Annotated in this window: 12 protein-coding genes; all 12 read right to left on the bottom strand. The window is 44.8% G+C overall.

What is annotated here, in order from left to right; genetic code table 11:
• Window positions 1-103: 103 nt before the first annotated feature.
• Window positions 104-1,576, bottom strand: coding sequence for a stage IV sporulation protein A (gene spoIVA, locus OCV65_RS00850; RefSeq protein ID WP_262580592.1), 1,473 nt, complete (start codon window positions 1,574-1,576; stop codon window positions 104-106).
• A gap of 79 nt (window positions 1,577-1,655) precedes the next feature.
• Window positions 1,656-2,294, bottom strand: a complete 639-nt coding sequence (locus OCV65_RS00845; protein ID WP_262580591.1) for an HAD family hydrolase — start codon at window positions 2,292-2,294, stop codon at window positions 1,656-1,658.
• 12 nt (window positions 2,295-2,306) lie between these two features.
• Window positions 2,307-3,722, bottom strand: coding sequence for an oxaloacetate decarboxylase subunit alpha (locus OCV65_RS00840; RefSeq protein WP_118382629.1), 1,416 nt, complete (start codon window positions 3,720-3,722; stop codon window positions 2,307-2,309).
• 55 nt (window positions 3,723-3,777) lie between these two features.
• A complete protein-coding gene (locus OCV65_RS00835) occupies window positions 3,778-4,929 on the bottom strand; it encodes a sodium ion-translocating decarboxylase subunit beta (RefSeq protein ID WP_118382628.1) in 1,152 nt (383 codons plus the stop codon).
• A 57-nt stretch (window positions 4,930-4,986) separates the two neighbouring features.
• Entirely contained in the window at window positions 4,987-5,364 is a 378-nt protein-coding gene (locus OCV65_RS00830) for a biotin/lipoyl-containing protein (RefSeq protein ID WP_118382627.1), read from the bottom strand.
• A gap of 13 nt (window positions 5,365-5,377) precedes the next feature.
• Entirely contained in the window at window positions 5,378-6,160 is a 783-nt protein-coding gene (locus tag OCV65_RS00825; RefSeq protein WP_262580590.1) for an OadG family transporter subunit, read from the bottom strand.
• Between the two features lie 14 nt (window positions 6,161-6,174).
• Complete coding sequence (locus OCV65_RS00820; protein WP_262580589.1) at window positions 6,175-7,614, bottom strand: acyl-CoA carboxylase subunit beta; 1,440 nt, start codon at window positions 7,612-7,614, stop codon at window positions 6,175-6,177.
• Window positions 7,615-7,753: 139 nt separating this feature from the next.
• Window positions 7,754-9,742, bottom strand: coding sequence for a 2-isopropylmalate synthase (locus OCV65_RS00815; RefSeq protein WP_262580587.1), 1,989 nt, complete (start codon window positions 9,740-9,742; stop codon window positions 7,754-7,756).
• A 165-nt stretch (window positions 9,743-9,907) separates the two neighbouring features.
• Window positions 9,908-11,206 (bottom strand): D-alanyl-D-alanine carboxypeptidase family protein, encoded by a 1,299-nt coding sequence (locus tag OCV65_RS00810; protein WP_262580585.1) that lies wholly within the window; start codon window positions 11,204-11,206, stop codon window positions 9,908-9,910.
• Window positions 11,207-11,283: 77 nt separating this feature from the next.
• The gene (scpB, locus tag OCV65_RS00805) at window positions 11,284-11,856 is read right to left on the bottom strand and encodes an SMC-Scp complex subunit ScpB (RefSeq protein WP_118382623.1); all 573 of its coding nucleotides are present in this window, start codon (window positions 11,854-11,856) and stop codon (window positions 11,284-11,286) included.
• Between the two features lie 16 nt (window positions 11,857-11,872).
• Window positions 11,873-12,616, bottom strand: coding sequence for a segregation and condensation protein A (locus OCV65_RS00800; protein ID WP_118382622.1), 744 nt, complete (start codon window positions 12,614-12,616; stop codon window positions 11,873-11,875).
• 35 nt (window positions 12,617-12,651) lie between these two features.
• Window positions 12,652-13,602 (bottom strand): metallophosphoesterase, encoded by a 951-nt coding sequence (locus OCV65_RS00795; RefSeq protein WP_262580584.1) that lies wholly within the window; start codon window positions 13,600-13,602, stop codon window positions 12,652-12,654.
• Between the last annotated feature and the right edge of the window lie 16 nt (window positions 13,603-13,618).

The raw sequence follows: 13,618 nt of genomic DNA, 5'->3' as shown, positions 1-13,618 counted from the left end.
CAAAAAAGATGCCAGAATACGCACTATCCGTACGATTCTGACATCTTTGTCATCTTTTTCTGTGTTTATTATACACCTACGCTTTAAAAAAGCAACCCGAATTTCAGATAATTATACACACCAGTCCGCCATTACTGTCATTGACAATCTTCTGCATCGTATCCTGCAGCTTGGTCTGGCTCTCATCATTGATCACTGCCATTTTATTCCGCATACCATCCATCACCAGATCTTCCACCGATTTACCAAAGATATTGGTATTCCAAATACCATCTTCCTCACTCGCCATCTGATGAATATAAGTGATCAGGTCCTCTGCCTGCTTTTCATCTCCTACAATCGGTGCGATCTCCGTCTCAATATTTGCCCTGATCAGATGAATTGACGGTGCCGACGAATGAATCTTCACGCCGTATTTATTGCCTTGACGGATGACCACCGGTTCATCCAGTGTTATTTCATCTCTGGTCGGGCTGACTACGCCATAGCCTTTCATTTTCACACTGGTAAATGCATCGCGCACGCTCTCATACTCGTTTTTAAGCTTTGACAATTCTTTCAATTCTGCGATCAGACTGTATTCTCCGTCAATCTGTGATCCTGTCATTTCACTGAGCATCTCATAATAAAATGCTTCGTCTACATCAATCCGAATCTGGATCTGTCCGCTGTCCATGGCAATCTTCTCTACCCTAAGATCAGTAATGTACGGACTGTCAGGTTTGCTGATTCCTGTAGATGCATCACCCATTTCACCAACCTGATCCATCAGATTGCGGATATGTGTCGTCATATCCTGCCGGATTTTATGATCCATCGGCAGCATTTCCACCCATTTGGGAATATAAAACGCAATCTCAGATACCGGAAATGTAGCAAGTACTGCTTCCAGTATCCTCTGAATATCCTCTTCTTTCAATTGCTCGCAGTTAACCGGAATTGCATGTACCTGCCAGGTCTTTTCAATTTCTTCCGCAATCTTCCTTGCTTCCGGACTGTAAGGTTTCTCTGAATTCACTACCACCACAAATGGTTTCCCGATACTCTGCAGTTCCCGAATTGTCTTCTCTTCTGCTTCCAGGTACTGTTCTCTCCCCAGTTCGCCGATGCTTCCGTCGGTTGTTACCACAACACCTATTGTCGCATGTTCATGGATCACCTTACGAGTACCAATGCTGGCTGCCTTGGTAAACGGAATCTCCTGATCAAACCAGGGCGTCTTTACCTGACGTTCTTCCCCTTCTTCAATATGTCCGGAAGCGCCATCCACCATATAACCTACACAATCAATTAACCGCACCTTCACCGCCACATCATCCATCAAACGGATCTCTGCCGCCTCCTTAGGGATGAATTTGGGTTCTGTAGTCATAATCGTCTTCCCCGACGCTGATTGCGGAAGTTCATCTCTGGTTCTCGCCTTATCCGGTTCATCTGTCATATGCGGCAGCACAAGAATCTCCATAAATCTCTTGATAAAGGTGGATTTGCCGGTGCGTACCGGTCCCACCACTCCTATGTAGATCTCACCATTCGTCCTTGCCTGTATGTCCTTGTATAAATGATTCGCATCCATCTGCTTTCTGCCCCTCTCCGTATGTGCTGTTAGAGTATATGCAGAAAATGGGACATTTAGAAGCAGAGTTTATGCAAGATTACTCTATACAATATGACATGCGGTCATCTTCCTCATACAAACGAATCAATTCCTTTAGTTTCTGATCTGCCTGTCCATAGCTTTCAAATAAAATGCCATGTATGCCGTATGCTCTGGCACCTTCCACATTTTCCGGACGGTCATCTAAGAATACACTGTCTGCCGGACAGATATTATATTTGCGGCACAGATAATGATAGCTGTCTGCCTCCGGTTTCAGAAAATGACTCTCATATGAAAATACAACTCCGTCCATATATGGAAGAAATTCAAGTTTACTTTTTGTCCGCGTAAGTAATTCCTCTCCATAATTAGACAACACATAGATCTTGTACTCTTGCTCTTTGAGATCCTTAACCCACTGCATAGTATACGGAAATAACCAAATCACTTCCTCCATATACTCATAAGCATCCCGAATCAGTTCTTCATGATCTGGATCATTATTTACAAACAATTCCAGGAGTTTCCCTTCCGGTACCTCGCCGCGATCTGCCAAAAGCCATGTCTGACTCTCAAACATGGCTTTTTTAATAATCTGCTGTTCTTCCTCACTATAATTTTTACGATTCAGATAGCTCTGATAATCGTAGGCCGCCAATACACGACCCACGTCAAATATCACATTTTTAATCATTAATACCTCTCACTACACCGGATAGCTGCCTGTTTCTTTATCAGCCTTATCCGGATCTATCTTCGTCTGCTGTGCTTCCCGGTATTTAAAGAAATCCACTGCAACCTGCGGGAACAACGCATATGTCAGTACATCTTCATCCTGCTGGATCCACTGTTCACATTCCTTACGCAGGGTATCTAATTCATCCGGAATCAGATCTGCAGGTCTGCAGGTAATGGTATCCGGATCATCTCCCAAGACTTTTTTCTTTACTTCTTCATTAAAAGGTTTTACCGTTGCTCCGTATTTACCGCGCAAAATATCTTTCGTCTCTTTGGTTGCAACCTTATAGCGCTCACCCATCAGCACATTGAATACAGCTTGTGTACCCACGATCTGTGAAGACGGTGTAACAAGCGGCGGTTCACCCAGATCCTTTCGTACTCTCGGAACTTCTTCCAACACTTCATAGTATTTATCTTCTGCATTCTGCTCTTTTAACTGAGAAGTCAGGTTAGACAGCATGCCGCCTGGTACCTGATACAGAAGTGTCTTGATATTGACACCAAGATTCTTCGGATTTAACAGTCCACTTGCCAGTGCCTCATCGCGGATCGGACGGAAATAATCTGCAATCTCCGCCAACAATTTCTGATCCAGTCCGGTATCGTACGGAGTTCCCTTAAATGTCTCTACCATAACTTCTGTTGCCGGCTGTGAAGTACCAAGCGCAAATGGTGAAATTGCTGTATCGATAACATCTACGCCGGCTTCCACTGCTTTCAGATAAGTCATAGAGGCTACTCCTGATGTATAATGTGTATGCAGCTGAATTGGAAGATCTACAGCATCTTTCAATGCTCCGATCAGTTCGGTTGCCTGATAAGGAAGCAGAAGTCCTGCCATATCCTTGATACATATAGAATTTGCACCCATATCTTCAATCCGCTTTGCAATGTCTACCCAGTAATCCAACGTATAGGCATCTCCCAGTGTGTAGGAAAGTGCCACCTGTGCCTCTGCTTTTTCTTTATTCGCTGCTGATACTGCTGTCTGCAGATTACGCAGGTCATTGAGGCAGTCAAATATACGTATAATATCGATACCATTGGCCACGGATTTCTCTACAAAATACTCTACCACATCGTCCGCATAAGGGCGGTATCCCAGAATATTCTGTCCACGGAACAACATCTGAAGCTTGGTATGCTTAAATCCGTCACGGAATTTACGAAGTCTGTCCCATGGATCTTCCTTCAGGAATCTGAGGGATGCATCAAACGTTGCACCTCCCCAGCATTCTACGGAATGATATCCCACCTGATCCATCTTCTCTACGATCGGCAGCATCTGCTCTGTCGTCATACGGGTTGCAATCAGAGACTGATGCGCATCGCGCAGGATGGTTTCTGTTATTTTTACCGGTTTCTTTTCTATCTCTGCCATTCGTTATTCCTCCTAACGTCCATTTCTTCCTAATGATTCTGATGTCCGGGACATCTTAGAATACTCCGAATATCGCCATAAATGTTCCGGCTGCTACCGCAGTTCCGATTACACCTGCCACATTCGGTCCCATGGCATGCATCAGCAGGAAGTTAGTCGGATCTGCCTCCGCTCCTACTTTCTGTGATACTCTGGCTGCCATTGGTACTGCTGATACTCCTGCCGATCCTATGAGTGGATTCACCTTACCATGCGTTACTTTGCACATAAGTTTACCGAAAAGGACTCCGGCTGCTGTACCAAATGCAAATGCGATCAGTCCCAGTGCCACAATTTTCAATGTATCCCAGTTCAGAAATGCCTCTGCACTGGTAGTTGCTCCTACCGAAGTTCCAAGAAGAATAACTACAATATACATCATCGCATTGGAAGCTGTCTCTTGTAACTGTCTTACCACACCCGACTCGCGGAACAGATTACCAAGCATCAGCATACCAACCAACGGTGCTGTTGTCGGGAGAATCATACATACCACGATCGTTACAATGATCGGGAACAGGATTCTCTCAAGCTTCGATACCGGCCTCAGCTGCTCCATCTTGATCTTACGCTCTTCCTCCGTTGTCAGAAGCTTCATGATCGGTGGCTGAATGATCGGCACCAGTGACATATAAGAATACGCTGCTACCGCGATTGGTCCCAAAATACCTGTCTGTTGTAATTTACCTGCCAGGAAAATGGATGTAGGTCCATCCGCTCCACCGATAATAGATACAGCAGCTGCTGCTTTATCTGAGAATCCCATTGCCATTGCTCCCAGATATGCCGCAAAGATACCAAACTGCGCTGCTGCTCCAAGAAGAAAGCTCTTAGGATTAGCGATCAGCGGTCCAAAGTCTGTCATCGCACCGACGCCCATGAAGATCAGCGACGGCAGAATTGCCCATTCATCCAGAATATAGAAATAATAGAGCAGTCCTCCGGTTCCGTTTGCAGAATCTTCCGCATGCAGCATAATATCCGGATAGATATTAACAAGCAGCATACCAAATGCAATCGGAAGCAGAAGTAACGGCTCAAACTCGTGCCGGATAGCAAGATACAGGAAAAAGCAGGCGACTCCGATCATGACCAGATTGCCTCCCGTCAGATTCATAAACGCTGTCTGATGCACGAGGTTCTGTAATGTTGTTGAAATATATTCCATTTTATAACCTCCAGTTGTGTCTATTACATAACATCTGTTATGCCATTTCCTGTCATATTAATTCATGGTTGCAAGTACATGGCCTGCTTCTACAGCATCTCCTACTGCCACATCAATGCTTGCTACTGTTCCGTCTTCTGGTGCCACAACCGGGATCTCCATCTTCATTGCCTCAATAATTACCACCGCATCTCCGCGCTTTACTGTCTGTCCCACACCGGCTTCAATTTTAAATACCTTGCCTGCTGCTCCTGCCTTCACCTGAACAGATCCTGCTCCTGTGGATTTTGCAGCCGGTGCCGGTGCTGCCTGTGGAGCCTGTGCCATTACAGGTGCTGCCTGAGGTGCCGGTGCTGCTGCCGGTGTCACACCACCCTTTTCTTCTACTGTTACATCATATACATTTCCATTTACTGTAATTGTATAGCTCTTCATCCTTATTCCTCCATTATCGATTCCATTTGTTTGATGGTCTTCTTCGAATACTTCTTACCACAAAGCCATCTGTTGTAGTACCCTCTGCCGCTGCAATTGCTGCCGCAATGACTGCTACAAGCTCTTCATCCTCCGTCACATTGTCCGCAGCTTCTGTAATATCTGCCTGAGCGGTCTCTTCTGTACCGTCTGTGACATCTTTCTTTTTAGACTTCTTATTCTTCATACGCTCCTGCATTGCCGGTATATATTTGAATAATGAAATAATCACGGAGATCAGTATCAGTACCACAAATACCGTTCCCATTCCCAGGAGTGTATTCATTCCGGCCTTTTTCAGAATCTCGCCCATTGAATAATGGGCACCTACAGTCAGGCTTTCCAGATACAGGTTCTTGTCAAACACAAATTCCAATTCCGCATCACGATTCTGGAACTTCGCTTCTGTAGTCACATGCAGTTCATCCGCAGTTGCTTCGATTGTATAAGCACCGTGATCCACATATGCACCACATTCTTTTTCACCGGCCTTCCATGCCTCGACCACGCTCACAAAATGATCCGGAGTAATGGATAAGCCCATATTGGCAAGCTGATCTTCAAAAGTGGACTCTCTCATTGCCTTAAGCTGTTCTACCGTCTGCTCATCCGCACTGGAACTGTAATCGATCATAAATTCCGTAATCTGCGTGATAGTCTGCTGATCATAAGCAAGCGTTTCCTTCTTACCACAACCCGCTGTAAGCAGAAGGATCATAATCAACATTCCTGTTAAAACACGAATCTTATTTTTCACTCTGCTTCACCTCTCTATACTGTTCCATGCTTCTTAAACGGACGCTCTTCCCGCTTGGTAGCAAGCATTTCAAACGCTCCGATCACATATTTTCTTGTATTCTCCGGCTGGATCAAGGTATCCACATAGCCTCTTCTGGCTGCTGATACAGGACTTGACTGAAGCTTCTTATATTCTTCCGCCTTTTCTCTCTGCACCTGTGCTGTCTCGTCTGCATACATGATCTTTGCTGCAAGCTCTGCATCCATCATACCAATCTCAGCCTCCGGCCATGCATATACCATATCTGCGCCGACCGACTTGCTGTTCATCACAACCCCTGCACTTCCATATGCTTTTCCGGCAATCACATTGACCTTCGGTACAGTTGCATTGGCAAATGTATATACCAGTCTTGCAGAAGCTTTTGCAAGTCTCCGTTCACTTTCTTCCGATGCTTTGAATCCATTTACATTGGTCACTGTCAGCACCGGGATATGAAATGCGTCACAGAATTCCACAAATCTTGCTGCTTTCTCTGCTCCTTCTACACTGAGTCCTCCATCTGATACATTCTCTGCATTACCTTCTATGTCATAGATAACAGAACGGTTTGCAACCGCTCCCACCGTCTGACCATTCAAATGAAGGAAACCTGTCACCATATCTTTCGCATAATCTTCTTTTAATTCCAGAAAATACTGCTGATCTGCAATCTTCGCAAGAAGAAGTCCCGTATCTGCAACAGTTCCTGCAAGATCAGCACAAATGCGGTTCAGATCATCTGCACACTCTGCATAAGGTGATTCGTCTTCATTATTAGCCGGGAGCATACAGATCAGTTCTCGGATCTTTCCAAGAATCTCTGCTTCACTTCCGGTTCCATCGACTAACCCAGACTGACTGCTCTGGTACTCTGCAGAAGCTGTGTCACACTTGCTTTCACAATTTCCAGGAATCGCATTTGGAGAATTCACAAACAATTTTGCCTTCTCTGCTTCCATAAATGTAAAATCAGACAAACCTGCTGCTACAGAAAGTCCGCCACCACATGCGCCAAACACAGCTGTAATCTGTGGAATCACTCCTGATGCCATAGTCTGTTTCAGGTAAAGATTACCAAATCCATACAATGCATCCGTAGCCTCCTGCAGACGCATACCTGCACAATCGATCAATCCAATCACCGGTGCTCCCATTTTCATTGCCATATCATATACATTGGCTATCTTTTTTGCATGCATCTCACCGATCGTTCCATGCAGCACTTCCGGATTCTGGCAGTACACATAGACCAGATTACCATCAATCAGACCATATCCTGTAAGGACACCATCTCCCGGTGTCGGGGCATTCTGCAGATTAAAATCTGTAGATCTTGCCGTGATTGCTCCACCAATCTCCACAAAACTGCCTTCATCCAGCAACGCAGCTATTCTCATTACGGCTGTGCTATCTGCTGTAACACTATTCATAAAACAGCCCTCCATTCATTTCCTTATTTTAATACTTTAACATCCTACATTATATCCGTTATTTTTCCTAATTTCAATCTTTGGATAAAAAAAAGAGGTATTATCTGCTTTTTTTACAGATAACACCCCTGCTTTTATATTATTTCTGATTACGGAACTGAACTGGCGTCATATTGTATGCTTTCTTAAACAGACGGTTGAAGTGTTCCACGTTCTGATATCCTACGGTCAATGCAATATTTTCAACAGTCATACTGCTGCTCTTCAGCATTGCACGTGCTTTTTTCATACGTACTTTTTTAACCAGTTCCCCAAATGTTACTCCGGATTTCTCCTTGATGTACTTGGACAGATACGGCTTAGAAAGGTAGAACTTCTCTGCCAGGTCATCCAGTGTCACATCAATGTAATTAGCCTGGATGTAATTCATGATTTCAATCATACGCGGATCATTTACTGTATCTGCTGTATTAATCTGATCCAGTTTATTAACTGCTACGATCAATGCCTCGATAGAAGCTTTGATGATATCAGCATCGATACCAACACCCCAGTAGGTCTTACCCTGGCATACGATACCTACGTATGCAACTGCCTTAGAGGAAGAACCGCGTGTCAATGAATGCTCCTCGTAATATCTCAGCTCATAGCTGATATTGAAATACTGCTTGATCGCATTACTTACTGCATCCAGACGTCCGTTACCGGAAGCTGTCACAATTCTTGTGTCACTGCCATGCTGGATCGTTGCGTCTGCGATAATACCGTCAGTCTGTTTGAAATGACACTCATCAATAGCAAATACGCTCTTTGCATTGACATAGTTATCGTTAAAGATCTGATATACCCACTCAGGTGTCAGCTCTTTGTGCGCTCTGTCAGATACACCTTTAACAAGATATCCTACTTCCTCACGCATCTTCTCTGGAAGGTTGATACCATAGCTCTGTTTCAGAATGTAGTTTACGCCGCCCTTACCAGACTGGCTGTTGATACGGATAACATCCGAATCATACTGTCTTCCCACATCCTGTGGATCGATCGGCAGATACGGAACGGTCCATTTCTCGCTCTTACCTGCGTCTCTCCATGCCATACCTTTGGCGATCGCATCCTGGTGAGAACCGGAGAATGCAGTAAATACCAGATCTCCTGAATATGGCTGTCTTTCATATACATGCATTCTTGTAAGGCGCTCGTATGTCTCACGGATCTTCTTCATGTCAGAGAAGTCAAGCTTCGGATCTACGCCATGAGAGAACATGTTCATAGCAAGTGTAATAATATCTACGTTACCGGTACGCTCACCGTTACCGAACAGTGTACCTTCGATACGGTCTGCTCCTGCCAGCATACCAAGCTCTGCTGTAGCCACACCACATCCACGGTCATTATGCGGGTGAAGGCTGAGCACTACATTGTCTCTGTGTGCCAGATGCTTATGTACATATTCAAGCTGTGTGGCAAATACATGCGGCATTGCATTTTCAACCGTTGTAGGAATATTAATGATTGCCTTATTGTCAGCGGTTGGCTCCCACACATTTAACACTGCATTACATACCTCTACTGCGTATTCTACTTCAGTTCCCGAGAAGCTCTCCGGACTGTATTCAAATGTAAAGTTACCTTCTGTCTCATCTGCCAGTGTCTTCAACAGCTTCGCACCATCTACAGCAATCTTCAGGATCTGCTCTTTATCTTTCTTAAACACCTGCTCTCTCTGCGCAACAGATGTTGAGTTGTACAGATGGACAACTGCATGCGGAGCACCCTTTACAGCTTCAAATGTCTTCTTAATGATATGCTCTCTGGCCTGTGTCAGCACCTGAACGGTTACATCGTCCGGAATCATATCCTTCTCGATCAATGTACGCATAAACTGATACTCTGTCTCAGAAGCAGCCGGGAATCCAACCTCAATCTCCTTGAATCCAACATCTACTAACAACTGAAAGAACTCCAGCTTCTCCTCCAGACTCATAGGCTCGATCAGTGACTGATTACCATCACGCAAGTCTACGCTGCACCATACTGGCGGTGCCTGAATATATTCCTTCTTTACCCAGTCATAGGTGACCTCTGACGGCATAAAATACTGTCTCTCATATTTACTGCTGTTCTTCATAATACCCTTCCCTTCTATGTAATCCAAAGCAATCTGAACACTTAGAAAACCATATTGTTTTTCATAGGACTCAGATAAATAATCATCAATTTCTTTGTCCTTTTTTAACTGTCACTTAGTCTATCACAGGTTTACCAAAAATAATAGTGACGTTTTTAATCACTTTTATTGATTTATTTTATTCATATGTGTAAATTGCATCATCAATTGGCGCAAACACCATATGTAATCACGTTTTGCAATACTCTCTGCTGCCTCCACTTTCCATTCTGCCAGAACCTGATTATCCAGTACAAGCTGCACTGTCCCGGCATCTGTTCCCGCCTTTACTGCTGCTTTTAATGTATCTGTCAACAGAGTGCGGTATACCGGTTCTTCATCCTCTCGAAGAAGAATATCTGTTTTCTCTCTGTCTCTGATCTGAAGCTTCACCGTAGACACACCGCTCAGTGCACCATTTTCCGGAATACCGTCTGCCACACTTAGCTGTGGCAGGCCCACATTGCCATCATATCTCTGTTTCTTATAATACTTCAGACCATACTCCATTAGTGCTCTGGTGTCCTGCCATTTATACGTCTTGTGATTTGGCCAGCCACATGCCAGAAGTGCAACAATAAATGTTCTGCTGTCCCGTTGAAGTGCACCCACATAGCAGTATCCGGCATCTGCGGTAAATCCGGTTTTCCCCGACACCGCCCCATTCATCATAGTCAGAAATGCATTATGATTGGTGCAGGAAAATGACTGTCTGCCCTCCACATCCCGGAACTGTTGCGTTGCTGCGCCGGTAATCTCCCGAAACTCCCGACTCTTCGGCGACTCCATCAGACAATACCTCATCACAAGCGCCAATTCTCTTGCCGTAGTCGAATGTGTTCCCTGTTCATCCGATGCATCCAGTCCGTTAGGCGTAATATAATAAGTATCTTCACAACCAATCTCTGCCGCTTTTTTATTCATAAGAGAAGCGAAGCCTCGGACACTTCCTCCGATATGCTCCGCTATCATAACTGCACTGTCATTGTGTGATTCCAGCATCAGGGAATAGAGAAGGTCTCGCAGATAAAACTGCTGTCCTTCCCGGACTCCCAGCCTGACCTTTGGCTGCGATGCAGCTTCAGCTGACGCTGTCACTATTTCCTGTTCACTCTTCATATGTTCCAAAGCCAGAATACAGGTCATAATCTTCGTAGTGCTTGCCATAGGGCGTTTTACATCTCCATCCTTTTCAAGCAATACTCTTCCACTGTCACCATCCAGCAATACCGCATATCCCGCATGAAGTCCTGCAAGTACATTCTGTTCCGCTTTCTCAGGTTCTGACAATTCCGCAGTCTGCTCCGCTTTCACTGATTCTGCTCCATGCGTTACGGTTCCAGCTATAAAAAATACAACACTGTTTATGAACATTACCATCACTGCGATATGTCTCTTATATCTGTTCTTCCGGAAATGCTTCATATGTTCCTCCGCAGCCGATTCTCAATCTATATGTATGTATCCACTGCGATATCCATTCCATGAAATACCTGACTGATTTAAATATCCAGCTTTAACTGTGCTTCTTCCTCCGCTTCTGTTTTGAAGTTCTCAATCTGCTCTGGATTCATGCTCGGCAGATCATCCAGCGACTGGATGCCAAATCTGCGCAGGAATTCTTCTGTCGTACCAAACAAAATTGGCTTTCCCGGCACATTCATCCTGCCAACCTCACAGACCAGATTATACTCCACAAGGCGGTTCACTGCGTGGTCAGACTTCACACCACGGATCTTCTCAATCTCAAGCTTTGTTACCGGTTGTTTGTATGCAATAATCGAAAGTGTCTCTAGCTGTACGTCTGTCAGCGTGTATTTGCGAGGCTGTTTTGCAATGCGTATCAGATATTCATAACTTTCTGCCTTGGTACACATTTGAAAGGAGTCTTCCAGTTCGATGATCTTCACGCCACGCTCTTCTGCGCCATTGATCTTATCCATCATGCAATGGATGATCCTTCTTGTGGTGTCCTCATCATGTCCTATCGCCAGTGCGATCTTAGACAGTTCCACTGAATCACCCATGGTAAATAAAATGGACTCAATAATTCCTTCTAATCTGTTGATTTCCACTATATATCCTCCTGTATTACATCTGCGATGTAATAACAATATCGTCAAACGGCTGTTCCTGTTCGATTGAAATCTTACCTGCTTTCATCATTTCCAGGATTACCAGAAATGTTACCACGATCTGTGTCTTGGAGCTCTGGCTGGTCAGAAGATCCCGGAAGCTGAATCTCTCATGCATCAGCGCATATGCCTCTACTTCGGTCATCTTCACCTCGACCGTTATCTCTTCCTTCTCGATCTTACCAAACTTACTTCGCACAGGATCGATCTTATCTGTCTGCCGTTTCATTACTTCTTTAAAAATACTATGAAGCTTGCCAAGTGTCAGATCGCCAAGAAGCTCGTCCAGGTTCACTGGCTCCACGTAATCTGCCACTTCATCCGGAATGTCTGGTCCGCGGTACAGATAGCGTTCCCCATCAAGCTGACGGTCCTTCAGTTCATAAGACATATACTTGTACATCTTATATTGAAGCAGCTGTTCCACCAGTTCCTGTCTTGGGTCTTCTTCCTCGCCATCTTCATTCACTTCTTTCGGAAGAAGCATCCGGCACTTAATATCCAACAGTGTAGCCGCCATCAGGAGAAATTCACTCATAATGTTCAGATCTTCCTCTTCCATTGCCCGGATATAATCCATATACTGGCTGGTGATCTCCACAATAGGAATATCGTAGATATCTATTTTATTTTTATCAATCAGATGCAAGAGCAGATCCAGCGGTCCCTCAAACACCTGAAGCTTTACCGGTATTCCCATAGCTTATCCTCTCTTCATAGTCATTAACTCTACTATTATACTGGATTATCCACATTTTCACAAGAGTGGAATTCTAATGATACAGACACCAGTTCTGCCGGATTACAGAATCTGAGATTCACCGTATGGGTTCCAAGTCCACGGCTGACAATACCAACATGCTTTCCTTCTCTGTAAATACCGCCCGCATATTTAGGAAATAGTACTGCCTGCGGTGTAATCAGTCCTCCGATTCCGGGAAGTCCGATTATCCCTCCATGCAGATGCCCGGATAATGTCATATCCGCCCCCCACTTCTGATATACCGGCATAAATACCGGCGTGTGTGCAAGCAGGATCTGATAACATCCTTCTTTCGGTTCTCCGATTGCATCTCTCACATCCTGAATCTGCAATTTCTGTGCAAAGAATCGGGCGTAACATTTGACTGGGAGCTCCAGTCCGCTTATCTGCACCGGCACGCCCTTCATAGACACTTCTTCGGATGCACTTTCCAGCACATGGACACCTGCTTCCTGCACTGCAGCCATATATTTCTCATACCGGTCTCCGTATTCTTCTGTGCAAATGCGCATCTTCTGTTCATGGTTGCCATTAGCGAGATAGACTGGGCAGATCTTTACCAGTTGCCTGATGAGTTCCAGTGCTATCGCATCTGTCTTCGGGTTCGACCTGGTCACCAGATCACCGCCGACCAGGATATAATCAGGCTTCTCATGCTTCACTGCGCGAATCAGCTCCTGATTACCTGTTCCATAGCGTTTGCCATGAAGGTCTGATAAAAAGACAAGTTTCACTGTCGTCTGGCTATCCAGCCCCGTCCCTCTTGGGTCAGGCACACAGATCCGATATCTCCTTATTAAAAATTCTCTCAACTCCCGGCGAAGTTCCATAACAACAGAAAGACTGCCCGCTGTAATTGCAGCAAGAGCAGCCTCTTTGATATTCTTTCGTATTTTCAAAGATTTCCTCTTCAACTTTTTCACTGATATTCCTCCGATA

Source organism: Dorea ammoniilytica (assembly GCF_025567415.1).
In the GTDB taxonomy this organism is placed as follows: Bacteria; Bacillota; Clostridia; order Lachnospirales; family Lachnospiraceae; genus Claveliimonas; species Claveliimonas ammoniilytica.
This window is presented reverse-complemented; position numbering and strand designations above follow the sequence as displayed.